19 protein-coding genes are annotated in these 26,784 nt (G+C 73.4%); 11 read left to right on the plus strand and 8 right to left on the minus strand.

Translation table 11 applies throughout. The annotated features are described in order from the left end of the window. The first annotated feature begins 56 nt into the window (after window positions 1-56). From BL253_RS14635 to gabT, 5 genes are all read left to right on the plus strand, one after another. Window positions 57-1,454, plus strand: coding sequence for a DUF1501 domain-containing protein (locus tag BL253_RS14635; RefSeq protein WP_076817263.1), 1,398 nt, complete (start codon window positions 57-59; stop codon window positions 1,452-1,454). Between the two features lie 247 nt (window positions 1,455-1,701). Beyond that, on the plus strand, window positions 1,702-2,541 hold the full coding sequence (locus BL253_RS14640) for a GNAT family N-acetyltransferase (protein ID WP_241834797.1): 840 nt from the start codon (window positions 1,702-1,704) through the stop codon (window positions 2,539-2,541). A 168-nt stretch (window positions 2,542-2,709) separates the two neighbouring features. Then, window positions 2,710-5,097: an FdhF/YdeP family oxidoreductase gene (locus BL253_RS14645; protein WP_076817265.1), complete on the plus strand. Its 2,388-nt coding sequence runs from the start codon at window positions 2,710-2,712 to the stop codon at window positions 5,095-5,097. 156 nt (window positions 5,098-5,253) lie between these two features. Continuing rightward, a complete protein-coding gene (fabG, locus tag BL253_RS14650; protein ID WP_076817392.1) occupies window positions 5,254-6,015 on the plus strand; it encodes a 3-oxoacyl-ACP reductase FabG in 762 nt (253 codons plus the stop codon). A 431-nt stretch (window positions 6,016-6,446) separates the two neighbouring features. Then, window positions 6,447-7,934 carry a 4-aminobutyrate--2-oxoglutarate transaminase gene (gabT, locus tag BL253_RS14655; protein ID WP_081438314.1) on the plus strand — a complete coding sequence of 496 codons (1,488 nt, stop codon included), beginning with the start codon at window positions 6,447-6,449 and terminating at the stop codon, window positions 7,932-7,934. Between the two features lie 115 nt (window positions 7,935-8,049). Here gabT and BL253_RS14660 read toward each other — a convergent pair whose 3' ends face one another. Together BL253_RS14660 and BL253_RS14665 are read right to left on the minus strand one after the other, a co-directional pair. Then, on the minus strand, window positions 8,050-8,451 hold the full coding sequence (locus BL253_RS14660) for a pyridoxamine 5'-phosphate oxidase family protein (RefSeq protein ID WP_076817269.1): 402 nt from the start codon (window positions 8,449-8,451) through the stop codon (window positions 8,050-8,052). Window positions 8,452-8,583: 132 nt separating this feature from the next. Next, the gene (locus BL253_RS14665; protein WP_076817271.1) at window positions 8,584-9,066 is read right to left on the minus strand and encodes a hypothetical protein; all 483 of its coding nucleotides are present in this window, start codon (window positions 9,064-9,066) and stop codon (window positions 8,584-8,586) included. A 378-nt stretch (window positions 9,067-9,444) separates the two neighbouring features. Between BL253_RS14665 and BL253_RS14670 the strand changes: the two genes are divergently transcribed. From BL253_RS14670 to BL253_RS14680, 3 genes are all read left to right on the plus strand, one after another. Continuing rightward, window positions 9,445-13,248, plus strand: coding sequence for an NAD-glutamate dehydrogenase domain-containing protein (locus BL253_RS14670; RefSeq protein WP_076817273.1), 3,804 nt, complete (start codon window positions 9,445-9,447; stop codon window positions 13,246-13,248). A 204-nt stretch (window positions 13,249-13,452) separates the two neighbouring features. Beyond that, window positions 13,453-14,226 carry a creatininase family protein gene (locus BL253_RS14675; protein ID WP_076817275.1) on the plus strand — a complete coding sequence of 258 codons (774 nt, stop codon included), beginning with the start codon at window positions 13,453-13,455 and terminating at the stop codon, window positions 14,224-14,226. Further along, window positions 14,223-15,977, plus strand: a complete 1,755-nt coding sequence (locus BL253_RS14680; RefSeq protein WP_076817277.1) for a phytoene desaturase family protein — start codon at window positions 14,223-14,225, stop codon at window positions 15,975-15,977. The genes BL253_RS14675 and BL253_RS14680 overlap by 4 nt, the downstream gene beginning before the upstream one ends. A gap of 39 nt (window positions 15,978-16,016) precedes the next feature. On the opposite strand, the gene BL253_RS14685 is transcribed toward BL253_RS14680, so the two are convergent. Further along, on the minus strand, window positions 16,017-16,922 hold the full coding sequence (locus BL253_RS14685) for a transglutaminase-like domain-containing protein (protein ID WP_076817394.1): 906 nt from the start codon (window positions 16,920-16,922) through the stop codon (window positions 16,017-16,019). A 265-nt stretch (window positions 16,923-17,187) separates the two neighbouring features. On the opposite strand from BL253_RS14685, the gene BL253_RS14690 reads away from it, so the two are divergent. The 3 genes from BL253_RS14690 to BL253_RS14700 all read left to right on the plus strand — a co-directional run bounded on the left by BL253_RS14690 (window position 17,188) and on the right by BL253_RS14700 (window position 20,106). Further along, window positions 17,188-18,282, plus strand: a complete 1,095-nt coding sequence (locus BL253_RS14690) for a fatty acid desaturase family protein (protein ID WP_081438315.1) — start codon at window positions 17,188-17,190, stop codon at window positions 18,280-18,282. Window positions 18,283-18,528: 246 nt separating this feature from the next. Further along, the gene (locus BL253_RS43730; RefSeq protein ID WP_241834798.1) at window positions 18,529-19,308 is read left to right on the plus strand and encodes a GAF and ANTAR domain-containing protein; all 780 of its coding nucleotides are present in this window, start codon (window positions 18,529-18,531) and stop codon (window positions 19,306-19,308) included. A gap of 51 nt (window positions 19,309-19,359) precedes the next feature. Then, window positions 19,360-20,106, plus strand: a complete 747-nt coding sequence (locus tag BL253_RS14700; RefSeq protein ID WP_076817281.1) for a GAF and ANTAR domain-containing protein — start codon at window positions 19,360-19,362, stop codon at window positions 20,104-20,106. Window positions 20,107-20,858: 752 nt separating this feature from the next. Here BL253_RS14700 and BL253_RS14705 read toward each other — a convergent pair. The 5 genes from BL253_RS14705 to BL253_RS14725 form a co-directional block, all read right to left on the minus strand. Continuing rightward, window positions 20,859-22,223: an FAD-binding oxidoreductase gene (locus BL253_RS14705; protein WP_081438318.1), complete on the minus strand. Its 1,365-nt coding sequence runs from the start codon at window positions 22,221-22,223 to the stop codon at window positions 20,859-20,861. A 227-nt stretch (window positions 22,224-22,450) separates the two neighbouring features. Next, window positions 22,451-23,641 (minus strand): nitrate ABC transporter substrate-binding protein, encoded by a 1,191-nt coding sequence (locus BL253_RS14710; protein ID WP_076817283.1) that lies wholly within the window; start codon window positions 23,639-23,641, stop codon window positions 22,451-22,453. A 118-nt stretch (window positions 23,642-23,759) separates the two neighbouring features. Beyond that, window positions 23,760-24,659: an ABC transporter permease gene (locus BL253_RS14715; RefSeq protein WP_076817400.1), complete on the minus strand. Its 900-nt coding sequence runs from the start codon at window positions 24,657-24,659 to the stop codon at window positions 23,760-23,762. A gap of 5 nt (window positions 24,660-24,664) precedes the next feature. Then, window positions 24,665-25,423: an ABC transporter ATP-binding protein gene (locus BL253_RS14720; protein ID WP_076817285.1), complete on the minus strand. Its 759-nt coding sequence runs from the start codon at window positions 25,421-25,423 to the stop codon at window positions 24,665-24,667. A 3-nt stretch (window positions 25,424-25,426) separates the two neighbouring features. After that, the gene (locus BL253_RS14725; protein ID WP_198946269.1) at window positions 25,427-26,728 is read right to left on the minus strand and encodes an amidohydrolase family protein; all 1,302 of its coding nucleotides are present in this window, start codon (window positions 26,726-26,728) and stop codon (window positions 25,427-25,429) included. Window positions 26,729-26,784: the final 56 nt, after the last annotated feature.

The raw sequence follows: 26,784 nt of genomic DNA on the forward strand, positions 1-26,784 counted from the left end.
AAGCCCGGAGGCCACGGAATCTCGGCGGCCCGGAAACCACGAAGGAGGAGGGCCCGATGCCGTTCGACCGGCGCCGGTTTCTGATCGCGTCCGGGGTGACCGGGGGGCTCGCCGCGGCCACCACCGCCGGCGTCGTGTCCTACCGGGAGCTGCACCACAGCGCCGCCCAGGAGCCGCTGGCCGGGGGCGGTGTCCTCGTCGTCGTCACCCTCTACGGCGGCAACGACGGGCTGAACATGGTGATCCCCGTCGAGGACCCGGCCTACCGGGCCGCGCGCGGCGAGCTGGCCTACTCCGCCGAGCAGGCGCTCCCGCTCACCGACGGTTTCGCGCTGCATCCCGCGATGACCGGGCTTCGCAAGCTGTGGGACGACCGTCGCCTGGCGATCATCCGGGGTGTCGGCTACCCGAAGCCGGACCACAGCCATTTCCGGTCGATGGCGATCTGGCAGACCGCCTCCCCGGGCACGACGTCGACGACCGGATGGCTCGGCCGCTGGCTCGACGCCCAGGCCAGGACCTCCACGGGCGGCACGCCGGGACCGGGCATCTGGTCGGCACCGGCCGGCTCGTCGATACCGGGCAGCGCCGCCGCGCTGCGGGCGGTATCGGTCGGCCCGACGCTCGCCCCGCTGGTCGTCGGCGCGACGACCGCCGCCGCGGCCGTCCCCACCGGCCCGTTCGCCGCGCCCGGCGGCGCGATCGGCCAGGAGTCGCGCCAGCTCTACCGCCCCGACCCGGCGGATGGCCCGCTCGCTGCCCGGGTCGCCTCGTCCGGCGCCGATCTGTTCACCGTCGCGGGCACGCTCGGCCCGGTGCTCGCGAACGAGACGGACCAGGACCAGGGCCCTGCCGGGCAGCTGGACGCCGGCGGAGGCGACGACACCGCCGCGACCCCGCCCGCCGCGTCGACCGCGTCGCCCTCGGCGTCGGCGGCGCCGACCGGGCCGACCGGGCCGACCGCGGCGAAGGCCGGCGCGCTGGGGGCGCAGCTCGACGTGGTCGCCGCCTGCATCCGCGCCGGCGTGCCGACCAGGGCCTACTCGGTCAACCTCGGCGGCTTCGACACCCACATCATGGAGAAGGCGACCCAGGCGAAGCTGCTCGGTGAGCTGGACGCCGCGCTCACCCGCTTCCAGGCCGCCGTCGGCGGCGACCCGCACGGGACGGCGGTCACGACGGTGGTCTACTCGGAGTTCGGCCGGCGGGTCGCGGCCAACGCCAACGACGGCACCGACCACGGCACCGCCGCCCCCGTTCTCGTCCTGGGCACGGGCGTCCGCGGCGGCTTCCACGGCGACGCCCCGAGCCTGACCAACCTGGACGACGGCGACCTGAGGTTCACCACCGACTTCCGCTCCATCTACGCCACCCTTCTGGAACGCGTCCTCGGAACCGAGGCCGGCGTCGTGCTCGGCTCCAAGGAACGCTTCCCTCGCCTGGCCTTCCTCTGATCGATCTTGGTGGGACCGGCCTGGGACGGCCCGTCGGCTGATCGCGTACCGAGGTCCCGGAGCCGCGTCAGCCAAGGTCGGCCGGGTCCACTCCAGCCCGGGCGACGGTCGGKGAGGCGACGGTAAATCGGGTGAGCCTGTTCCGCCGCGCGCCATAGGCTGGCTGGCGAGCGAGCCGGCAGGTGCTCGTCGCCTGGCGCGGGGTGGGGCGGGGGCCCACGTTCCTGGGTGCTGCGTGGTCGGAGGGATGGGCGCGGTGACGGAGTCGACGCGGGTTCTGCCGGAGAAGATCGAGCCGGAATCGCCGGCGACCGGCGGTGGTCCGCTGGACAACGTGATCTGGGCGGCGCTGACCGGGCCGCAGGCGGGGTTCGGCGAGCGGACCGGCCAGGCGGCGCGGTTCCAGACCGACGTCGCGCCGTTCGCGGCCATGGCCGGCGGGCCGGGCCGGTGGGCCTGGGACGACCTGGCCAGGGTCGTCGGCCCGGGCGGTCCGGCGGTGCTGTTCTTCGTCGAGGAGGAGCCGCCGGTCGGCTGGCGGTCGGTCGACGCGCTCGGCCTCGTCCAGATGGTCGCGACGGACGCGTTCACGGACGCCACCGAGCCCGAGGCCCGCCCGCTCGGCCGGGACGACGTGCCCGCGATGCTCGACCTGGTCGCCCGCACCCGGCCCGGTCCCTACCTGCGGCGGACCATCGAGCTCGGCACCTACCTCGGCGTCTTCGACGGCGACGCGCTGGTCGCGATGGCGGGGGAGCGGCTGCGGATCCCCGGCATGACCGAGATCAGCGCCGTGTGCACGGACCCCGCCTACCAGGGCCGCGGCCTCGCGACCCGGCTGATGCGCGCGGTCGCCGCCGGGATCCGCGCCCGCGGCGAGACGCCGATCCTGCACGCGGCGGCCACGAACACGCCAGCGATCCGCCTCTACGAGCACCTCGGCTTCGCCCTGCGCGCCACCACCCTCTTCCGCCTCGTCGAGGCGCCCCGCCTGCCCGAGCCCGCCGTCCCGGAACCCCGCGCCGACGAGCCTGGTGGCTGGGYCGACGACGACGAGCCCTTCGTCCGCCCCGGCGAGTGCGGCTGAGCCGGGTCCTGGGTGCCGGAGGGAGGCCCGCACGGGGTGGCTCCGGCGGCCGGAGTAGCCAGCGACAGGGTGGCGGCGAGCTGCCGGCTATGTCGCGGATGCGGGCGTTGACGGCCTGACCTGGAGGTAGCTTCCGGAGAGGACCCGCAGCTCAAGGAAGGTGGTCACGTGGCGCGCAGAGCACCTACGGCGGATCCCGAGGACGCCGGCGGGAGCGGGCGCGGCCCGGCCTCATGGGCGGCGGGCGTGCCCGGGGTGGCGCACGCACTCGGGCAGTCGTTCGCGCAGATGGGGGCGCGCCGCAGCCTCGCCACGCTGCGGCTGCTCAACCAGGTCGACGGGTTCGACTGCCCCGGCTGCGCCTGGCCCGACCCGGACCCGAACCATCGGCACGCCGCCGAGTTCTGCGAGAACGGCGCCAAGGCCGTCGCCGAGGAGGCGACGCTGCGCCGGGTCACCCCCGCGTTCTTCGCCGAGCACAGCCTGACGGACCTGGCCGGCCGTTCCGGATACTGGCTGGGCCAGCAGGGCCGGCTCGTCGAACCGATGCTGAAGACCGCCGGCTCCGACCATTACCTCCCGGTCGGCTGGGACGAGGCGTTCGGCGTCATCGCCGCCGAGCTGACCGCCCTCGCGAGCCCGGACGAGGCGGTCTTCTACACCTCCGGCCGGACCAGCAACGAGGCCGCGTTCCTCTACCAGCTGTTCGTCCGCGCCTTCGGCACCAACAACCTGCCCGACTGCTCCAACATGTGCCACGAGTCGTCCGGCACCGCGCTGACCGAGACGATCGGCATCGGCAAGGGCTCCGTCACCCTGGAGGACCTCGAAGAGGCCGACCTGGTGCTCGTCGTCGGCCAGAACCCGGGCACGAACCACCCGCGGATGCTGACCTCCCTGGAGAAGGTCAAGCGACGCGGCGGGTCGATCGTCGCGGTGAACCCGCTGCCCGAGGCCTCACTGATGCGCTTCCGCAACCCGCAGAGGCCCTCCGGCGTCGTCGGCGCCGGCACGACGCTCGCCGACCAGTTCCTCAAGATCCGGCTCAACGGCGACCTCGCCCTGTTCCAGGCGCTGTCGCGCCGCCTGCTCGACGCCGAGCACGCGGCCCCCGGCACCGTCCTCGACCACGACTTCCTGGCGGCCCACACCACCGGCTTCGACGCGTTCGCCGCCCACCTGCGGACGCTCGACGACGAGGAGGTCTCGGTGGCGACTGGCCTGGCGGCCGCCGAGATCGACGAGCTCGCCGCCCGGGTGCTCGCCGCTGACAAGATCATCGTCTGTTGGGCGATGGGGCTCACCCAGCACGCGAACGCCGTCGGGACGATCCGAGAGGTCGTCAACTTCCTGCTGCTGCGCGGCAACATCGGCCGCCCCGGCGCGGGTGTCTGCCCGGTGCGCGGGCACTCCAACGTCCAGGGCGACCGGACGATGGGCATCTGGGAGAGGATGCCGGACGCCTTCCTCGACCGGCTGGGCGCCGAGTTCCACTTCTCCCCGCCGCGCCACCACGGCTACGACGTCGTCGACGCGATCCGCGCCATGCGCGACGGCCGGGCCTCGGTGTTCGTCGGGCTCGGCGGGAACTTCGTCGCCGCCACCCCGGACAGCGCCGTCACCGAGGCCGCGATCCGCTCCTGCCGGCTCACCGTCCAGATCTCCACCAAGCTCAACCGCTCGCACGCCGTCACCGGCCAGGTCGCGCTGATCCTGCCGACGCTGGGCCGCACCGAGGTCGACGTCCAGGCCGGCGGCCCGCAGGTCGTCACCGTCGAGGACTCGATGGGCTCGGTGCACGCCTCCCGCGGCACCATCGCGCCCGCCGGACCGGCGCTGCGCTCCGAGGTCGCCATCGTCACCGGCCTCGCGGCGGCGACCTTCGCCGCCCGCCTCGCCCACCGGGGGAGCGTGCCGGCCGCCGACGCCGCGGGGGCTCCCGCCGCCGACCCCGCCTGGGCGGATCCCGCGAGCCAGGTCGCCCCCGTCGTCGACTGGGCGGGGCTCGCCGGCGACTACCGGCACGTCCGCGCCCACATCGCGCGCGTCATCCCGGGCTTTGACGGCTACGAGGAGAAGATCGTCCAGCCGGGTGGCTTCCTGCTGCCGCACCCGCCGCGCGACGCCCGCGAGTTCCGCACCCCGTCGGGACGGGCCGTGTTCACCGTCAACCCGCTCACCGTGCTGCGCGTCCCGCCCGGGCACCTGCTGCTGCAGACGGTCCGCTCGCACGACCAGTACAACACCACGATCTACGGCCGCGACGACCGTTACCGCGGGGTGCGGGGCGCCCGGCGCGTCGTGCTGGTCAACCCCGACGACCTCGCCACCCTCGGCCTCGCCGACGGCGACCGCGTCGACCTGGTGAGCGTCTGGACGGACGGCGCCCAGCGGCGCGCCGAGGACTTCCGGATCATCGCCTACCCGACGGCCCGCGAGTGCGCCGCCGCCTACTTCCCGGAGACCAACGTCCTCGTCCCGCTCGACTCGACGGCCGAGCGCAGCAACACCCCGACCTCAAAATCCCTCGTCATCCGCCTCGAACCCCGCGCCTGACCCGGTGCGGCCTCGGTTCCGCCGCCTGCAGCGGCGTGAGATCCGCCGGTTCGGGACGACTGAGGCGGACGCCGACCGGCAGTATGACGGTGACGACAGGCAATGGTCCGGCCGCGGAGCTCGGCCGGACCCGCCGAGAGACGGGAGAACGTGAGCATGACGGAGTCCGCCCAGAAGGTGGCGATCGTGACCGGCGCGGCCCGTGGCCTGGGTGCCGCGACTGCCCTGCGGCTGGCCGAGGACGGCTACGCCGTCGCCGTGCTGGACCTCGAGGAGCAGGCCACGAAGCCGGTCGTCGACCAGATCGTCGCGGCGGGCGGCAAGGCGATCGGCGTCGGCGCGGACGTGAGCGACTCCGCGCAGGTCGAGGCCGGCGTCGCGAAGGTCGTCGCCGAGCTCGGCCCGCCGACGATCCTCGTGAACAACGCCGGCATCACCCGCGACAACCTCATCTTCAAGATGCCCGAGGCCGAGTGGGACCTCGTCATGGCCGTGCACCTRCGTGGCGCGTTCCTGATGACGAAGACCTGCCAGAAGCACATGGTCGACGCCAAGTGGGGCCGGATCGTCAACCTCTCCAGCACCTCGGCGCTCGGCAACCGTGGCCAGGTCAACTACTCGGCCGCCAAGGCCGGCATGCAGGGCTTCACCAAGACGCTGGCGGTCGAACTCGGCAAGTTCGGCATCACCRCCAACGTCGTCGCCCCCGGCCTCATCGAGAGCGAGATGACCCACGCGACCGCCGAGCGCCTCGGCGAGACCTGGGAGAGCTACGAGGCCCGCCGCGCCAAGGAGATCCCGGTCGCCCGCGTCGGCCAGCCGGCCGACATCGCCCACGCCGTCTCGTTCTTCGTCAGCGAGGGCGCCGGCTTCGTCTCCGGCCAGGTCCTCTACGTGGCCGGCGGCCCGAAGGCCTGATCGCTCGCGACCGACCATCCGCCACCAGAAGCGCGGGCCGACCGATCGCGGCCGGCCCGCGCTTTCGGTTACCTGGCGTGGCTGGCCATGCGCGGCTGAGCGCGCCGCTGCCGGCCGATCGGCCGGCCGGCCCTGTCCCGCCCGGGCCTCCCGCGACGGCGCGAGGCGTCACCACCCGCCGGGCTACCGCCGCGAACGCGAACCGTGGCGGATGGGCAAGCCAATAGACAGGCTCAGATGCCACAGTTCAAGGCCAGGGGTCGGCACTGTGGCGGATGAGCAAGCCTATGGACGTGCTGGTCCGCCACAGAGCGGGGTTCGACGAGGCCTTGGGCGACGGGTGGCCGGCGGGCGTGGCCGGCGGGGCGGCCAGCGCCGGCGTCTTGCGGCGGAACCCGGTGGTCAGACGCGGATCGGCCTACCGTTGACGCATGACGACGACCGCCGGCCCCTCCGCCTCCATCGGCCCAGCCTCGGATGCGAGGGGGCTCGGCGGGTCGGGGAACGTTGCCGACGCTTCGGCGCCCGGTGCGCCCGGTGCGCCCGGTGCGCCCGGTGCGCCCGGTGCGGCTGGCGCGGGGGTGACGGGCGGGCCGGGGCTGCCGCAGCGGCGGCGGCTGGTGACCGAGTTGCCCGGGCCGCGGTCGCGGGAGCTGCTGGCGCGCCGGGAGGCGGCCGTCGCGCGGGGCGTGTCGATCGCGCTTCCGGTGTTCGTCGCCGCGGCGGGCGGCGGGATCCTGGTCGACGTCGACGGGAACGCGCTGATAGATCTCGGGTCCGGGATCGCCGTCACCACGGTCGGCAACAGCGCCTCGCGGGTCGTCGACAACGTGATCGCGCAGGTTCAGGCATTCACCCATACCTGCTTCATGATCACGCCCTATGAAGGCTACGTCGCGGTCTGCGAGCAGCTGGCCCGCCTCACCCCTGGCGACCACGACAAGCGCTCGGCGCTGTTCAACTCCGGGGCCGAGGCCGTCGAGAACGCCGTCAAGATCGCCCGGATTCACACCCGCCGCCAGGCCGTCATCGTCTTCGATCACGCCTATCACGGCCGCACCAACCTGACGATGGCCCTGACCGCCAAGAACCAGCCCTACAAGAACGGCTTCGGCCCGTTCGCGCCCGAGATCTACCGGGTGCCGCTGTCCTACCCGTTCCGGKACGGCGGCCTGACCGGACCCGAGGCGGCCGACCGCGCGATCGGGATCATCGAGAGCCAGGTCGGCGCCGCCAACGTCGCCGCGGTCCTCATCGAGCCGATCCAGGGCGAGGGCGGGTTCATCGTCCCCGCCGAGGGCTTCCTGCCGGCGCTCGCGGACTGGTCGCGCGCGAACGGCGCCGTGTTCATCGCCGACGAGGTGCAGACCGGTTTCGCCCGCACCGGCGCGATGTTCGCCTGCGAGCATGAGGGGGTCGTCCCCGACCTGGTCGCCGTCGCCAAGGGCATGGCAGGCGGCCTGCCGCTGTCCGCCGTCACCGGCCGCGCGGAGATCATGGAGACCGCCCATCCCGGCGGCCTCGGCGGCACGTACGGCGGCAACCCGCTGGCCTGCGCCGCCGCCCTCGGCGCCATCGAGACGATCGAGCGCGACGGCCTCGTCGGCCGGGCGCGCGCGATCGGCGAACGGCTGCTGCCCCGCCTGCGTGCCGTCGCCGAACGGGTCCCGGCGATCGGCGACGTCCGCGGCCGCGGCGCCATGCTCGCGGTCGAGATCGTCGACCCCGCCACCGGCCAGCCGGACGCCGTCGCCACCGGCCGCGTCGCCCGACGTTGCCACGAGCAGGGGGTCGTGGTCCTCACCTGCGGCACCGACGGCAACGTCCTGCGCCTGCTGCCCCCGCTCGCGATCGGCGACGACCTCCTCCACGAGGGCGTCACGATCCTCACCGACGCCCTCGAAGCCCTCGCCCCCTGACCGCCTCGGCTGCCCCCGGCCGCACCGACGCCGCGAGGTCCGTGCCCTCTGACTGTTGGCTTTCGTCCCGTGACCGCCCTGGCCTCACCGGAGTGGGTGAGAGGTGGTGGGGCTGTCAGCCGAGGAGGACGACGCGGGTCGGCTGGAAGGTCACGGCGACCCGGGGTTCGAGGCCGGGGGCGCCGAACTGCTCCAGTGTCCTGCCGTAGGTGGCGAGCATCGAGGCCAGGAAGGACTTGTCGGCGTCCTCCTCGATGATCGCCTTCGCGCGGATCTCCGCCGTGTGGTATGGGTTCGACGGGGAGATCGCGAAGACCGTGGCCGTGGGACGGGCCATCAGGTTCCGGTACTTGTGGCGGTTCTTCGACAGCGAGGTCCGCACGACGCCGTCCTCGCCCACCAGGCCCCAGATCGCCGTGGCCTGGATGGAGYCGTCCGCGTTCAGCGTGCTCAGCGTGAACGTGGAACCGGTGAACAGGTCCCGGTGCGATTCCGGGACGACCAGAGCATCAGACATGGGCCCAGTCTTGCCGGACGCCGCGGGGCCCCGTCGAGGACCCACCGCCCCACGGCAGCCCGGGTGACGATCGTCGACTCCAGGTGTCGCGCGACGGCTACGCCGCGATGACGAGGCTCCGCGGGCCGGATGTCAGGGGATTTCCATCGTCTGGGCGGTGCGCAGGTCGTCGAAGGTACGCGCCAGCTCGGCGGGCAGCCGGGAACCCAGCTGGGCGAGCAGGTGGTCGACGACGAGGGCGCAGGCGATCGGCAGGGCGTCCGGGTCGAGGCTCGGCTTCGGCGCGTCGTCGGGCGGGTGGATGGACAGCGCGCCGGCGAGCACGAGGACGACCGCGTACGGGTCGAGCCCTGTCAGCCACGGCGACGCCAGGCGGACGACCTCGTCGAACAGCCCGCGGATGTCGTCGGCGTCGACGCCGTCGGGGTAGGCCCGTTCGACCAGGCCCAGCGTCAGCCGGTGCAGCACGTCACCTGTGAGCGTCTCGTCACGGGCTCGCAGCTGGAGGCACGCGGCGCGCAGCGCGGCCGCGTCCCGCTGGCCGGCCGCGTCGACGACCGCCGTGACCGTCCGTGCCAGTACCCGCCCCTCCGGCGGCAGCCCGGCCATGGTCATCGGTATCGTCCCGCGCGTCGCATGCGGCCATACTGACTCATCCCGCGCGCCCCGGTCCGTGACGCGGCACCGGGCCGGCGCGCGGCGAGGCGGCGGCGCCCGCGAGGTGTGGGCGGTGATCGCTGGCTGTGCATGGGGACTGGCACCCCGCGGGCGCCGGGACCCGCTCCCGAAAGATCCACCGAAAACGCCCCAGGCCGGCACGATCTCGGTGCGGAGCTCTAGCGTCAGACGGGATAGGGACGACCTCCGACGCGATCTCCGGCCGTCGGGTCGTCAGGTCCGGCTTTCCGGACATGACGGTTCGGGCCGCGCGGTCGGGGCAGGACCGTCGGGACTACGGACGAAGCCGGTGAAACCGTGAGTACAGGTGGCGGCGTGGCCACGGAGCGCGCGGGAGCGAGCGGCCGTGAGGCAGGCACAGGAAACGGCGAGGCGGCGCTGGTGGCGGGGCCGCCYGGGGGACCGGCGGCGGTCAGCGCCCCTGAGGTGACGTTCAGCGACGGCGTCGGCGGGACGACGCGATGCGCGCTGACCTGGCCGGTGGCGACGGGACGCCCCCCGCTCGCGGCCGTCGTCGACGTGTTCACGCGGCTCGGCGTCGAGGTCGTCGACCACGACCGGCCACCGGCCGGTGCCTTCGGGTCCAGGGCGCCTGAGCGGGACGAGTACCTGCTGCGGCTGCCTGAGGCGCCGGACCCGGCTTCCGCGGGCCCGGCCCCCACGGGCCCGGCATCGGCGGGCGTGGCGCCGGTGGGCGCGCCGGCGGCGCGGGAGGTGTTCGGGCAGCTGTTCGTCGCGGTGTGGACCGGGCAGGCGGAGCTGGACGAGTTCACCCGGCTGGCGCTGACCGCGGGCGTTCCGTGGCGCGAGGTCGATGTGATCCGGGCGGCGTGGCGGTTCCTGCACCAGACCGGGGTCAGCCTGTCGCACGGCTACGCCGCGCGGACGGTGCTGGCGAACCCGGCGTTCGCGCACGGCCTGCTCGACTTCTTCCGGGCCCGCTTCGACCCGGACTACGCCGGCCCGGACCATGCCGGCCCGGACCACGCCGGCCCGGACCACGCCGGCCCGAATCGCGCCGGCCCGAATCACTCCGATCCGGACTGCCCCGGCGCGGATCACCGGGCGGCGGGCGCGGCGGCTGCGTCGGCGAGGCTCGAGGCGCTGCTCGCCGCCGTCGCCAGCCTCGACCAGGACCGGATCCTGCGCGGGCTGCGCGACGTGCTCGCCGCGGTGATCCGCACCAACCACTACCAGCGCGACGCGGCCGGACGGCCGAAGCCGGCGCTGGCGCTGAAGATCGCCTCGTCGCGGCTCGGGCTCCTGCCGGCGCCGCGGCCGTGGGTCGAGGTGTTCGTGACCTCGCCGACGGTCGAGGGCGTGCACATGCGCGGCGGGCGGGTCGCCCGCGGCGGCCTGCGCTTCTCCGACCGGCCCGAGGACTACCGCACCGAGGTGCACGGCCTCTACCGGGCACAGGTCACCAAGAACGTCGTCATCGTCCCCGACGGGGCGAAGGGCGCCTTCGTCCTGCACGAGCCGACCCTCCCTGCGATGAACTTCCCGTCCACCCGGCCCGGGGTCCCCGCCGATCTGCCTCCCGGCCCCGGACAGGACCGACCCGACGCCACCAGGTCTGGTCGAGCCTGGCAGATCGGTGGGGAGGTTGGGGCCGCGTACCGGACGTTCGTCTCGGCCCTGCTGGACGTCACCGACAACCTGGTCGGCGGTAAACCGGTCGGCCCGGAGCGCACCGTCTGCTACGACGAACCGGACACGTACCTGGTCGTCGCCGCGGACAAGGGCACGGCCACCTTCTCCGACCTCGCCAACGAGATCGCCGCCGAGTACGGCTACTGGCTGGGCGACGCGTTCGCCTCCGGCGGGTCGGCCGGCTACGACCACAAGGCGATGGGGATCACCGCCCGCGGGGCCTGGGAGTCGGCCCGCCAGCACCTGCGCGAGCTCGGCGTCGACGCCGACCGCGATCCGTTCACGGCCGTCGGGATCGGCGACATGTCGGGCGACGTCTTCGGCAACGGGGTGCTGCGGTCACGCTCGATGCGCCTGGTAGCCGCCTTCGACCACCGGCACATCTTCATCGACCCGGATCCCGATCCGGCGGCCTCGTTCGCCGAGCGGCAGCGGCTCTACGACCTGCCCAGCTCGTCGTGGGCGGACTACGACCCCAAGGTCCTCTCGCCCGGCGGCGGCGTGTTCCGCCGCGACGCCCGCCGCGTCGAGCTCTCGGCCAGGGCGCGCGAGATCCTCGGCCTCCCGCCCGCGCCCGCCCCCACCGGCGCCGACGGCGCCTCGGGCGCCGAGGGTGGCGGCCCGCCAGTCGCCGTCGCCGTCGGTGACGGCGGCGGCGGCGTCGACAGCGACAGCGGCGGCGGCGGGATGTCGCCGGTCGAGCTGATCCAGGCGCTCCTGCGCGCCCCCGTCGACCTGCTCTACAACGGTGGCATCGGCACCTACGTCAAGGCCAGCACCGAGGACCACGGTGACGCCGCCGACCACGCGAACGACGCGGTCCGTGTCGACGCCGACGAGCTGCGCGCCCGGGTCGTCGTCGAGGGCGGCAACCTCGGCCTCACCCAGGCCGGCCGGGTCGAGCTCGCCCACCTCGGCGGGAAGATCAACACCGACTTCCTCGACAACTCCGCGGGCGTCGACACCTCCGACCGCGAGGTCAACCTGAAGATTTTGCTCGCCGGCGCCGTCGACGACGGCGAGCTGACCCTCGCGGGCCGCGACGAGCTGCTTCGCTCGCTCACCGACGACGTCGCGGCGTCCGTACTCGACGACAGCGCCCAGCAGGCGGTCGCGGTGAGCCTGGCGGCGACCTACGCGCCGGTCTTCCTCGACCGCCACATCCGGCTGCTGCGCAACCTGGAGGCGCGCTCCGGCCTGGTCCGGTCGCTGGAGCACCTGCCGTCGGAGTCGCGGCTGGAGGAGCTGCGCACGGCGCGCACCGGGCTCACCCGCCCGGAGCTGGCCCTGCTGCAGGCCAAGGCGAAGACGCTCGTGCGCCAGGAGCTGCTGGACTCGCCACTGCCGGACGCGAAGGCGCTCGACCTGATCGCGCAGCGGTACTTCCCGCCGGCGGTGCGGGAACGTTTCGCCGACCGGATCAGCGAGCACCCGTTGGTCCGCGAGATCATCGCGACGCGGCTGGCGAACGAGCTGGTCAACCGGATGGGGCCCGGCTTCGTCTTCCGGCTGGAGGAGCAGGTCGGCGTGACCACCGCCGACGCCGCCCGGGCGTACGCGGCGGCCGCGGCGCTGTTCGGCCTCGACGGGCTGTGGGCGGCTCTCGACCGGCGCGGCGACGCGATGCCCGCCGCCGACGAGCTCGCCGGCCGCCGCGCGGCCCGCGAGTTCCACGAACTGGCCGCCGAGTGGCTGCTGCGCCACGCCCGTGGCCCGGCCGGCACCACGACCGTCACCGGGCGGCTGCGCGGGCCGGCCACGGACCTCGCCGCCTCGTTCGGCGTCGGCGCTGGTGCCGGTGCCAGCGGCCGCGGCGGTGTCGGCGGTGGCACGGCCGTCGACGCGGACCTGACCGCGAGGATCGCGGGGCTCGGCGCGCTCGGCACCGCCCTCGACCTGCTGGTGACCGCGCCCCGGCCGGCGCCGGCGGCCATCGAGGACGCCGCCGCCGTGCACGAGGTGCTCGGTGGCTGGCTCGGCCTGGCCGGCCTGCACGCCCGGCTGGCCGACGCCGCCGCCGACTCACACTGGACGCTCGCCGCCAAGGCGGCGCTGCGGGCCCGGCTCACCGAGCTGTGGGCGACGCTCGACTGGCTCGTGCTCGCCGCCGCCCGCGCGGACGCCCCGACCTCGCCGGGGATCGCGGAGCCGACGAGCACCGGCTGGGACGCCGAGGCCTACCTGGCCGGCGGCGCGCGGGCACTCACCGCCCGCTGGCTCGTCCGGCGGGCCGACGCCGTCGGCCCGTTCACCGCCGTGCTGGCCGAGCTCGCCGGTGAGCCACCCTCCGGTGAGCCTCGCCCCCGCGCCGCGCGGCGGTCGGGCTTCCGGCCCACCGACGTCCGGGTCGGCACAGGCCCGGTCGACGTCGCCGCGGCCACGGTCGCGATCCGCGAGCTGCGCCTGCTGGTCGAACGCGTCCAGTTCACCGACGACGGCCTCGGCCCCCGCCTCCGCGACGGCTGACCACGGCCCCGCCGTGGTCATGCCTCGGGGCTGGACTCGGGAAGTTAGCGACGCGGAAATTTGGTCCTGACGGGGCTGTCATGACGGCTGGCCAGAGTGTTCGCCAGGTCAACATGCGGGGAGCGGGGTGTGGCCTCCCCGGATTGTCCGTGCGTCTGGCCGGCCGCCGGCTCCCCGGGCAGCGCTTTCGTGTCTGGAGGCATCATGACCAGGATCTTCGCCGACCTGCGGGCTCCCGAGATCGCGGAGCTGTCGCCGGGGGCGGTGGCCGTCCTGCCGATCGGTTCGGTGGAGCAGCACGGGCCGCACCTGCCGCTCTCGACGGACCTGGTCGTCGCCGACACGCTCGCGCGCGACGTGGTCGCGGCTCACGGGGACGAGATCGACCTGCTGCTGCTGCCGACGCTGGCCTACAGCAAGTCCAACGAGCACGCCTGGTCGGCGGGGACGATGTGGCTGTCGGCGACGACGGTGCTGGCGATGCTCGACGACCTGGGCCGCTGCCTCGCGACGACGCCCGTCGAGCGGCTGGTGTTCCTCAACGGCCACGGCGGCAACAGCGCGCTGCTGCAGGTCGCGAGCCGCGACATCCGGCTCGCGCACGGGTTGCGGACCTTCGTCATGCACCCGTCGCTGCCGCCCGACCACGGCGGGACGGCGCCCGCGTCCGAGCTGGGCATGGGGATCCACGCCGGGATCGAGGAGACGTCGCTGATGCTGCACCTGCGCCCCGACCTGGTCCGGATGGACCTGGCCGAGCGCAGCGTGCCCGAGCACCTGGCCGGGTTCGAGCGGGTCGGCTGGGGCCGGCCGGTCTCGTTCGGCTGGCTGTCCGACGACTTCGGGACGAACGGCACGCTCGGCGACCCGGTCGGCGCCACCGCCGAACACGGCAAGGAGCGCTACGAGGCGATGGTCGAGACCGCCGCCGCGTCGCTGCGCGAGATCGCCCGCTTCGACCCGAGGCACGCCCGGTGACGGCCGGCCTGTCCACGGCGGCCCAGCCCCAGCCGCTGGCCGGGCTCGCCTCGGACGAGCTGCCGGCACACGCGGACGTCGTCGTCATCGGCGGCGGGCACAACGGGCTGGCCTGCGCGGCGTACCTGGCGCGCGCGGGACGGTCCGTCGTCGTCCTCGAGGCACGGGAGACGGCCGGCGGGTGCGCGTCGACGGTCGACGCGGTCGGCGCCCGCGTCAACGTCTGCAACTGCGACCACACGATGATCCGCGCGAGCGGCATCATCGAGGAGCTCGACCTCGCCTCGTACGGCCTGCGCTACCTGGACGTCGACCCGCTGGTCATCGGCGTCGGCTGGGGCGACGAGCCGGTGTTCGTCCAGTGGCGCTCGATCGAGCGCACCGTCGACGGCCTCGCCCGCGTCGACCCGGCCGTCGCCGCCGCCTACCGGCGCTACCTGGAGGTCGCGATCCCGGCGGCGAGGCTGGTGCTGGCCGTGCAGTGCGGCCGGCCGTCCACGCCGTCGATCGTCGGCACCGTCGTCGCGAAGCAGCGGCTGCGCGGCTCCCGGGTGCTGCTGGACTGGCCTCGGCGGAGCCTGGTCGACGTGCTCACGTCGTTCGGCCTGCCGCCGTGGGTGATCGCCTCGACGCACACCGTCGGCCCGGCGGTGTGGGGGCTCGGGCCGGACGCGCCCGGCAGCGGGCTCGGGGCGCTCGGGCTCGCGATCCGCCACCTCGTCGGGGTGGGCCGGCCGGTGGGTGGCAGCGGCGCGGTGCCGGCCGCGCTGGAGGCGTGCGCGCGGGCGCACGGCGGCCGGGTCGTCACCGGGGCGCGGGTGTCCGGGGTCGACATCGAGTCGGGACGGGCCCGCGCCGTGCGGCTGCGCGACGGGCGGCGGATCACCGCCGGGGCAGTCGTCAACGCCACCGACCCGCATACGCTGCTCGTCGACTGGCTCGCCGGCGTGCCGGCCGCGCGGGGCCTGCGGAAGCGCTGGGTGGAAAGGCCCGCGGCCGACGGCTACGAGTCGAAGGTGGACGCGGTCGTCACCGCCCTGCCGACGCCGCGCGCCGTGCTGGAGCTGCCCGAGGACGTGCTGCCGGCCGCGCTGCGCCACGTGCCGACGACGGTCGTGAGCCCGACGCCCGAGCGGCAGATCGCGGCCGCGGCGGCGCTGCGGGCCGGCCTGGTCAGCGACCCGCCGATGTTCTTCCTCAACACCCCGTCCGTCCTGGACGAGACCATGCGGCCCGCGCCAGCCGAAGATCCCGTAGCTGACATGGTCGAAGGGCACGGGACGATGGCGGAGCCTCCCGCGCCCGGAGGTCCCGTAGTTGACATGGCCGGAGACTCATCGGCCGAGACGGGCGCGCACGTGCTGAGCCTTGAGGTGCTGTGGACGCCGTGGGCGTTGCGCGGCGGGTGGGGCGATCCGGCGCTGCCGTGGGGCTGGCTGGAGCGGTTCGCCTCGATCTGCGGCGACGGTCCGGGCGTGCTCGCGTCGGTGCGCGACTGGCGGGCGATGACCCCGCCCGACTACGAGCGCGAGTTCTTCCTGCGCCGCGGCTACGTCCCGTCGTTCCCCGACGGGGTCATGGCGGCGCTGCTGGGCCGTCATCGCGAGCTGTCCCGCTACCGCACGCCGATCGCCGGCCTCTACCTGACGGGCGGGGCCACCTTCCCCGGAGCGGGCGTCTGGGGAGCTTCCGGCCGCAACGCCGCGGCGACGGTCCTGGCCTCGGCCGGCCGTACCCGGCTGCCGCGGTAGCGGGCGAGGTCCTGAGGTCGGTGCCCGGGGCCAGGGCTCTTAGCTGAGCAGGGCGTCGGACGTGTGCTCGTCGACGGGAAGGTCCCCGGCCGTCGTCGCGGTGACCTCGATCGACTGGAGGCTGACGAGGCCGCCCAGAATGTCGGCGAAGGCGGCGTCGGCGGCATCCCGGCCGGTCGCGATGCGGACCAGGCTCGCCCGCGGGACCTTGCGGGTGGCGTCGTAGACCCTCCAGGCACCGTCGATCCAGGCCTCGAAGACGGCGTGGAAGTCCATCGGGGTCAGCCCGGGCGCATAGACGGCGGCGAAGCGGGCCGGGATCAGGAGTGCCCGGCAGAGCGTGATGYCCAGGTGGGCGAAGTCGCGGCAGACGCCCTGACCGGTGAGCAGCGTGTCCTCGGCGGAGTCGTGGACGGCGCTGGAGCCGGGCACGTAGCCGATGCGCTGGTGGATCCAGGCGGCGATCGCGTCGGCCCTGGGCCGTCCCGGCGGCAGGCCGCCGAACTCGGCGACCGCGAAGCCGACGACGTGATCGGATGGGCAGTAGCGGCTCGGCCACAGGTAGGTCAGTTGCTCCATGGTGAGCCCGCCGGAGCCGAGAACCGTGTCTCCGTGGCCGACCGCGTCGCCGCCGGGGGAGATCGCCGGCACCAGCTCGAGCTCGGCCCAGTACGACACGGACAACAGGCCCCGGGGGGCACGCAGCAGGTGTATCCGGCCGCCGTGCGGGGCGGTGAGTTCGGTCGGCTCGCCGATGGGTATCTCACCCGTCGTCGTGGTGGCCAGCCGTTCGACGAATACCCGGGGTCCCCGGGCGGCGGCGATCGACAACGCGATGTCCGCGGGCTCCTCGACGTCGAACCTGAGCTCGGCGCTGACCGTCCGGCCCCGGTCGGTGGCTGGCCGGGGTGGAGTCCCGTCGGGGGCTCCCGTCTTCGTCGTCACGCCGGCCGCCTCACCCCGGCGGCGACCTCCGCCGGACACCCACCGCCGGCAGGGTGCCGACCACCGCGCCGGGATCCATGATCCCGGCGCACTACAGATTGTGTCAGGTTCGCGGATTGTGCCAGGTCCGTTGGCCCGTGCAGCCCCCAGGACCGCCGCCCGGTACTCTGTGGGAAAGCGACTGAGTACTCGTCCCGGTCTGGTCCGAACGCCTGTTCTGGGTTCCAACTCGCTGATTCCGTAGGGTCGGCTGAGAAGGATGACCATGACCGTTAATGCCATGGCCGCGTCTGAAATACCGGATTTGACCCGGTCTGACGACAGTTCCCGGTCTGACGACACATCCCCGGCACCGGCCGGCCGCCTCGACTACGTCGAGCTGTCCCAACGCGTGAAGCGCGCCGGGCTGATGGAGCGCCGCCCTGGTCGCTATGCCCTCCTGATCCTGGCGAACTGGGCGCTGCTCGGCGGCGGCTGGCTGTTCTTCGCCTGGCTGGGGAACTCGTGGTGGCAGCTGTTCACCGCGGCGTTCCTGGCGGTGATGTTCACGCAGGTGGCGTTTCTCGGGCACGACGCGGGCCACCGGCAGATCTTCGCCAGCCGGCGGTCCAACAAGGCCGTGGGCCTCCTGCACGGAAACCTGCTGATAGGGCTGAGCTTCGGCTGGTGGATGGACAAGCACGGCCGCCACCACTCGCAGCCGAACACCGTGGGCCGCGACCCCGACGTCGGCACCGGCGCGTTCGTGTTCGCGCCGGACGAGGCCCACGACCGCCGCGGCTTCCTGCGCTGGATGACCTGCTACCAGGCATACCTGTTCTTCCCGGTCGTGCTGCTCGAGGGCCTGAACCTGCACGTGGCCAGCGTCCGCGAGGTGGTGGCGCGGCGGAACCGGGCCGCGGTCACCGAGGCCGTGCTGCTCGCGGCCCACACCATCGCCTACTTCGGCGCGATCTTCCTCGTCCTGTCGCCGTTGAAGGCCCTGGTCTTCATCGCGGCTCACCAGGCGCTGTTCGGCCTGTACATGGGCTGCGCGTTCGCCCCGAACCACACGGGCATGGAGATCTTCCCGAAGACCGGCACCGACTTCGTGCGGCGGCAGGTCCTGTCCTCCCGCAACATCCGCGGCGGCCGGATCACCGACATCTTCTACGGCGGCCTGAACCGCCAGATCGAGCACCACCTCTTCCCGATGCTGCCGAGGCCGAACCTGCGGCGGAYGCAGGCGATCGTGCGGGAGTTCTGCGACACGCACGGCATCAGCTACCGGGAGAGCAGCGCTCTGGGCTCGTACCGGGAGGTGCTCGGCCACCTGCACGCCGTCGGCGAGCCACTGCGGCGTCGTCCCGTCCAGGCGTGAACAACCAGGGCTGGGGCGGCTGGGCCGCGGGCGCGGGCGGGCCCGCTCGCCCGGCCGGGCGGCCGGGCGGCCGGGGAGCGCCCACGTGAACCGAGCCGGGCACGCGGCACGCCGCGGCCCTCGCCGGCGGGTCAATCCCTGACAGGCCCGCGCGCGGCCTCGGACGAGGTCGGTCCAGGCTCGAGCCTGGACCGGCTGTGCGTCCGCGTCGCGTCGGTCCTGCACGTCGACGGCGCGGCGATCTCGGTGACGGCCGGCGCCACCGGCCGGGGGGCGCGCGGCGCGAGCGACGAGGCGGCCGGCCGGCTTGACGATCTTCAGCTCGCCCTTGATGAGGGCCCCTGCCACGAAGCCGCCGAAGACGGCGGCCCGGTGCTTGTGGGGGACCTGGCCGGGCCGGCGGGGCAGCGTTGGGGGCGGTTCACGCCCACGACGCTGGCCGCCGGCTACCGGGCGGCCTTCGCCTTCCCGCTGCGGATCGGCGCGATCGAACTGGGGACGCTGTTCCTTGTCCGGGCCAGCCCTGGCGGCCTGGACGGTCCCGCCCTAGCCGACGCGCTGGTCGTCGCGGACACCGTCGCACTGATCCTGCTCGACCCGCCGGCCGGCGGCCYGCCGCCCGGTGGCCCGCCGCCCGGTGGCCCACCGGCCGGCGGGGCAGGCGATCCGGATGACATCCCCGCCGAAGGACGCGCGACCACGGCGGAGCCTGGCATGCCCGGAGGCGATCTGGGTGACATTTTGTCCGGAGGCGATCTGGGTGACATCGCAGGCGACCCGGCGGACGGCGCTGAGCTTGACCTGACGGGTGAGGCCGCGGTCCGGATGCGGGCCCGGGCCGCCTCGCTGTACCGGCCCGAGATCCACCAGGCGACCGGGATGGTCATGGCCCAGCTCGGCGTGAGCGCGCAGGAGGCTCTCGTACGGCTGCGCGCGCTCGCCCGCGCTCGGGGTCAGATAACCGACGAGACCGCGCGCGACATTGTTGCCCGCCGGCTGCGGCTCCGCGGAGACCTGCCCCGATGATGGGGGCTGGGCGGGACGGTCCCCCCGTAGGTGAGGCGTGCGGAGGAAGCGGTGTGCCGGGAACGGGAGCTGAGCGAGGCGTTCGTCGGCCTCGCCGACAGCTTGGTCGCCGACTATGACGTGGCGGACCTGCTACACCGGTTGGCCGACCACTGCGTAGCGCTTCTCGGTGTGGCGGCGGCCGGCCTGATGCTGTCCGACCAGCGCGGAAGGCTGCAGGTGATAGCCGCGTCGTCGGAGGCGAGCCGCCTGCTGGGGCTCTTCCAGCTCGAGCACGACGAGGGGCCTGGCCTGGACTGCTACCGGACCGGTTCGACGGTCACCGTCCCCGACATCGACCTGGCCGCCCTCCGGTGGCAGGTCTTCGCGGCCGAGGCCCGCTCCGCCGGCTACCGCTGCGTGCACGTGCTGCCGATGCGGCTGCGCGACGACGTGGTCGGGACGCTGAGCCTGTTCGGAGCCCGGCCCGGCCTGCTCGAGGACACCGAGGCCCGCGTCGCCCAGGCGCTCGCCGACGTGGCCACGATCGCCATCCTGCAGGAGCGCGCGATCCGCCACCACGAGCTGCTGGCCGAGCAGCTGCAGCACGCCCTGACCAGCAGGATCATGATCGAGCAGGCCAAGGGAGTCCTCGCCGAACGCGGCGGCCTCGACATGGACCAGGCGTTCGCCCGGCTGCGCCGGTACGCCCGCGACACCAACACCCGCCTCACCGACCTGGCCCGCGGCATCGTCGAGGGAACGCTCGACAGCCGCCTGGTGCTCAGCGCCCAGCCGGCCCGGCAGCCGCCGCCCTGAGCGAACCGCCAACAACCCTTGGCCCCGCCTCGGGGCGTCTCTCGGAGCGAGTCCGGGGTTGGGCGGGGACATGTCTGGGGTTGGCGGGAAGGTTGTCATGGTTTGCTCCATGCGGGCGCGGCGCTGGAGTCGGACCGGGTTGGGCGGGAGGGTTGTCATGGTTCGCTCCGTGCGGGCGCGGCGCTGCGTGGCCGTCCTCGCCTGGCGGCTCGGACGACCACTCCGCGCCGCGTCCTCCTCCGCGAACGTGCCCTTCGGCGACCTCGCTGCGGCCCGGCCATGGTCGCTTCGCTCCATGGTCGGGCCTCCGCGAGGCGCGCCTCCGGGCCAGCCGGGTGGCGTTGCGCTGGCCCGTCACCAGTCCGGGTCCGGCCGCCGGCCGTGATCCCCTGCACGAGCGCAGCGAAGTGCCCTACGGCACCGGCCTCATGCCGGGTTCCGGAACGTTCCGGCGGCACGCAACCGTGCTGGGCGCGGAGGCGCGCCTCGCGGAGGCCCGGCCCACGAGCGAAGCGACGTGGGTCGGGCCGCAGCGAGGTCGCCGGAGCGCCCGTGAGCGCAGGAGGACGGCGTGCGGAGGTCCCTTGGGAGCGAAGCGAGTAAGGGGCTGGAGCGCGCCGCCCGGACGGAGCGAACCGGCAACAACCTTCCCGCCCGACCCTGCCTGACCTCAACCCGGACCTGGCTCGATCTCGAAGCCGCAGCGAAGCGAGTAAGGGGCTGGAGCGCGCCGCCCGGACGGAGCGAACCAGTTACACAGCCGGGAGCTTGCCGGGGTTGAGAAGGCCGTCGGGGTCGAAGCGCTCGGCGGCCGCACGGATCATGTCGACGCGGTTGTGCAGGACCCAGGTGTGCGGGTCGTTGACGTAGACCTCGACCTCGGCGAGCCGGGCCATCCGGTCGTACAGGGTTTCGACGTCCTCGAAGCGCAGGAACAGCATTCCGGCCCAGTGCTGGACGCCGGTGGCCGGGTTGAGGAAGCCCTCCAGGTGGATGAGGGTGTCCGGCGCGACGGCGGCCACCTCGGCGCGGCGCCGGGTGAGCCCGGGGCCGCCGCACTGCAGATGGGTGAGCTCGGGGCGCAGCTTGCGGACCCGGTAGGTGGTGTGGTTGTACGACAGCGACGTCACCAGGGCGGGGCCCTTCGGCCGGACCGCGTCGACCCGGCCGCCGTGGCGCTCGACGATCGCGGTCGCCGCCGGGACGCTCTCCTCGGTGACGATGCCGCGCACCGACAGCCGGTCGGCCGGCATCGCCGGGTCCGCCGGGCGGTAGGTGGCGACGACGCCCGCCTCGTCGAGGGAGAGCAGCCGGGGCGTCGGATCCAGGCCGAACAGCTCCTCGCCGGCGGCGACGGCGCCGTCGAGCTCGGGGAACGAGGCGAACAGGGCGGTCCAGCGCCGAGCCGGGCGCAGCGCCACCGTCGCCGTCGCGATCACGCCGCTGACGCCGAAGGCATGCGACTGGGCCATGTTGTCCGGGTAGGGCACGTCGACCGGGATGGCGTCGTCGGTACACGGCACGACCCGCAGCGAGCGGATGTAGCCGTCCCAGACGGCGCCGTTCGCGATCGAACCGGTACCGCCGGCACCGCCGGCGATGAACCCGCCGATCGTGGAGCCCACGGTCGACGGCATGATGGCCAGCTCCTGGCCGGTCGCCAGCGCCGCCTTCTCCATCAGGACGAAGGACGCGCCCGCCTCGGCGGTGATCCAGCCGTCCTCGACGGCGAGCACCTTCGTCGCCTGGGAGGTGTCGATGACCAGCCCGCCGAACAGCGGGATGCCCTGGCCGTAGTTGCCCGTGCCCTGCCCGCGCACGGTGACCGGAACCCGGTGGCGGTGCGCCGCGCCGACGGCCACGGCGATGCCCTCGGCGTCGGGCGGGCGGACCACGATGTCGGCGACGCCGCCGGGCAGCATCGGGCGCAGGACAGGGCTCATGTGCGCCCAGTCCGTCGACGCCGTCATCCGGGTCGCCTCGTCACGGGACACCGCGTCCTCGCCGAGCAGCCGGGTGAGTTCGAAGGCCAGGTTGTTCAGCGCTTCCGGGTCGACCGGGGTCACCGCGGGCAGCGTGGCCCGCTCGAACACCGGCATGGCGACAGGTTCCGCCATGAACATCCTCCGTTGTCGGGAACGACGAAACCCGGTGGCCGCCCGCCGGGCGGAGGCCACCGGGACCCGCGTTCGTCAGCTGTACCTGCGTGCCTGCGTACCTGCCCACACCCGCGCGCCTTGGGCCTCACGGCCGCCGGCGTCACCGGGATCATCCGGTGACGCCGGGGTAACCGGGACGTCCCGGACGTCCAAGCCGTCCGGGACGTCCATGAGGCCGCGGGGCGTCAGGAGGTCAGGCTGATCTTGGTGTCGAGGAACTCGTCGGTGTAGAGGTCCGACGGCTTGAGGCCGTCCTTGGTCGGCTTGTTCTGGGCGGCGTAGATCGGGGTGAGGATGCCGATCAGGTCCTGGGTGCGGGCCTCGTCGAAGTCACCGAGGGTCGGGGTCTTGCCGTTGCCGATGATGCCGAGCTCGGCCATCGTCTTGACCGCGTAGTCCGCGACGCCCTGGGTGTAGACCCAGCCGTTGTTGTACTTCGTGACCGCGTCCAGGATGACCTTGTTGGCCGTGGCCGGTTCGGCGATGAAGTCGACGATCGCCTGCTGCATGATCGGGACCAGCTTGGTGAGGCAGGGCTTGAGGGCGTCGAGCTTGTCCGCGCGCACGCCGATCGCCTGCTGGTAGAAGTCGAAGCCCGCGTCGGCGACCAGCTGGTACTTCAGCGGCTTGCCCCAGGAACGGACCTCGTTCTCCCAGGTGTAGGGCTCGGAGGTCGCGAAGCCCTGGACGGCGTAGTCGCCGCCGGAGGCGACGAAGTTCGTCGGGGTGCCGTCGTAGCTGCCGTCGATCTGGCTCTTCTTCAGGATGCCCTGGCCGGTGAAGTAGTCCATGTACGCGGCGCCCTCGAAGTAGAGCACCTTGGTGTCGGTCTTGCCGATGTCGGCGATCGTCTTGAAGTCCGGGTGCTTCTCCGGCGACCAGCCGATCTCCTGCGGGCTCTTCTCCAGACCGGCCAGCAGGGCGACGGTCGGGTGGTCCTTCGAGTTCTGGATCTGCTCGTCGGAGCTGACGTAGCCGATCGTGATGTTGGGGTCGGCGTACAGCTGCGACGTGACCGTCTGGAAGCCGATCGCCGGGCCACCGGCGCGGATCTCCAGCTTGACGCCGGTGTCGACGCCGCCGTGCGCGACGAGCTCACCGGTGACCGACTTCTTGCCGGTGTCGAACTTCGGGTTCGGGCCCAGCAGCTGGTACTGCCCGCCGTGCTCCGCCTCGGGGTTCCAGTCGGACTGCAGGACGACGGTGCTCGGGCAGCCGGCCGCCTTCAGGTCGTACTGGGCCGGCACCGCGCCGCCCGCGGACGCCCCCGGCGCGGGGCTCGCCGTGTCGTCGTCGCCACAGGCGGCGGCGACCAGGACGAGCGCGACCGCCGCGGCGGTCGCCGCGACGATCTTAGTCGGGCGTGGTCTGGTCAACGGAGTCTCCCCCTGGTTCCTCGGGCGACGTGCACCCGACGGCATCGATGGATGAAACCGGCCGCGATGGCCCGGTTGCGTGAAGCGGTGAAACGGTGAAACGACTGGTGCGGAGGGGTCAGCCTCGCTTCGGCTGGTACCAGCGGCCGACGACGCGGCGCGAAAGCCAGCCGAAGAAGACGAAGACGGCGATGCCGAGCAGGCTCGCCACCAGCGTCGTCGCCCACAGCCGCTCGCCCTCGAGCCGCGAGCTGTAGACGGACAGGCTGGTACCGAGCCCGGCGTTGCCCTGCTTGAAGAAGAACTCGCCGACGATCGCGCCGATCACCGACAGCCCCGCGGCGACGCGGAAGCCGGAGAACATCGCCGGCAGGGCGGCCGGCAGCTGCAGCTTCCACAGCCTCGTGAACCGGCTGGTGTGATGCAGGGTGAACAGCTCGTGCATGCCCCGGTCGACCGACTGCAGGCCGAACAACGTGTTCGACACGATCGGGAAGAACGCGATGATGACGCAGACGATTGTCCGGCTGGTCAGCGCGAACCCGAAGAAGAAGCTCAGCACCGGGGTGAGCGCGAGAATCGGCACGGTCTGCAGGACGACCGCCCACGGATAGAGCGAGCTCTCGATCCACTGCGCCTGGCTCATGAGCACCGCGGCGAGCACCCCGAGGACCATCGAGATCGCCAGTCCGACGAAGGTGACGATCACGGTGTAGCGCAGAGCCTCAAGAATGACCTTGAAGTTCGACCAGTCGAGGATGCCGACCCGGATCACGTCGTGCGGCAGCGGAAGCATGAACCGCTGCTGCCTGGTCAGCGCGAACCCGGAGACCAGGTACCAGCCGCCGACGAACAGGGCGAACACACAGAACGGCAACAGGAACTTGTTGAGCAGCGCCCCGCGTGACCGCGCCCACCGGCCACCGGGAACGCCGGCGCCCGTCGGCGGTGCGACCACCTCGCCCGGCGCCGGCCCGACGGCGGGGGCCGCCGCCGCGGAGTCAACGTCAACCGTCATGATCGTCACACGTCCCTGAGGTATTGGGAGACCTCGCCGCACAGCGCGGCGAACTCGGCGCTGTAACGGATCTCCGGTGCGCGCGGGTAGTCGAACGGGACGGTCACCTCGGCCTTCACCCGGCCCGGCCGGCCACTCATCACCAGCACCCGCCCGGACAGGAAAACGGCTTCCTGCACCGAGTGGGTGATGAACAGCGCCGCGAAACGGCTCTGGATGAACATGCGCAGCAGCTCGTCGTTGAGCCGCTCCCGGGTGATCTCGTCGAGCGCGCCGAACGGCTCGTCGAACAGGAACACGTCCGGGGCCAGCACCATCGACCGGGCCAGCGACACGCGCATCCGCATGCCGCCGGACAGCTCCATCGGCAGGTGTTTCTCGAAACCGGTGAGGCCGACCAGGTCGATCGCGTCACGGACCCGCCGCTCGCGTTCCTTCTTGTCCATGTGCTCGAGCTCGGCGAGCAGCCCGACGTTGTCCCGGACGGTGCGCCAGGGCAGCAGGGTCGCGTCCTGGAAGACGTAGCCGACGGACTTCGAATGGACGGCGACCTCGCCGTCGCTCGCCTTGTCCAGGCCGCTGGCGATCCGCAGCAACGTGCTCTTCCCACAGCCCGACGGGCCGACGACCGTGACGAACTCGCCGGGCGCGACCGCCAGGTCGGCGCCGGTGAGCGCGACCGTGCCGTCCTTGAACTTCTTGCTGACGCCGGAGAAGCGCAGCGCCGCGGTCGTCGAGGGCGGGGGTTCGGTTGTCATCGTCATCGGCTAGGCCTTCGGTTGGAAGGGGGTGGACGAGGCCATCGACCATGCGGCCGCGGCGGAGACCGACGACGTCCCCGCCGGGGCGGCGAGCTCGGAACGCACCACGGTGCGGGCGACGACCCGGCCGTCGCGCCACACGGTCCGCTCGGCGCCGGCGATGCCGAGGGCGTCGAGCACGTCGGTCGCCGGCATCGCGACCAGGTCGGCGGGCGCGCCGGGCGTGAGCGCCACCGCCGGCAGGCCCATCGCCGCCCGCGGGGCAGCGGTCACCGTGTCCAGCGCTTCGATCGGGTCGAGATGGCCGCAGGTGATCATGAGTGCCGCGACCTCCAGCGCGTCGCCGCGGCCGACGAGGTGGAACGGGTCGCGCAGGTTGTCGCCGCCGGCGGCGACCGTCGCGCCGGCGCGCAGCAGCGGCCTGACGGCGGTCAGCCCCCGCGGGGTGGCGACCGGGTGGTCGCGGCCCTGCAGGAACAGGTTCGTCTGCGGCAGCGCGACGACGGCGATGCCGGCCTCGGCCACCCGCTGGGCGATCTCCCGCTGGGTCTCGACCGGCTGCATCGACAGGCTCACGCAGTGGCTCGCCGTCACGCCGTGCGGGAAGCCGGTGCGCAGGACCAGGTCGGCCATGGTCCGCAGGCTCAGCGCGGCCGGGTTGAGCGTCTCGTCGGTGTGCAGGTCCATCGGCCTGCCCGCCTCACCGGCCGCGTCCAGGCAGGCGGCGACGGCCCGGTCCGGGTCGTCCTCCATGTGCGGGCAGCCGCCGGCGACGTCCGCGCCGATCTTGAGGGCCTCGCGCAGCAGCGGACCGGCGGCGTCGTTGACCAGCGCCACCAGCTGCAGGTCGATGACGCCGCGCCAGCGCTCCCGGACCTCGATCATCGCTTCCAGGCCGGACAGTCCCACCTCGTTCAGCACGTTGACGTGCGAGCGGATGTGGGTGGTGCCGTAGGCGAGGTGGATGCGCAGCGCCGCCTCGGCCCGGGTGATGATGTCCGCCGGCGTGGTCACCTCGCGCAGCAGGTCCATCGCGGCGACGGCGCCGGCGAGGTCTCCGGTGAGGTTGCGCCCGAGCGAGGCGGTGAGCGCCTTGTCCAGGTGCGCGTGCGGCTCGACGAACGACGGGAGCAGCACCTGCCCCGACAGGTCGACGTCGTCCGGGCCGAGGCCRCCAGCCGCCGCGGCGTCGTCCGTCGGGGTGCCGGCCGTTCCGGCGGCGGGCAGCACCTGCCCGATCACCCCGTCCGCGATCTCGACGTCGACGATGTCACCCGCCGCCGTCATCGCTGAGCGCAGCCAGCTCATGCCCACCGCCATTCGCCCACGACGCCTCCCAGCTCGCCGACGCGGCCGGCCGCCTG

It is taken from the genome of Pseudofrankia asymbiotica, assembly GCF_001983105.1.
Lineage (GTDB): Bacteria > Actinomycetota > Actinomycetes > Frankiales > Frankiaceae > Pseudofrankia > Pseudofrankia asymbiotica.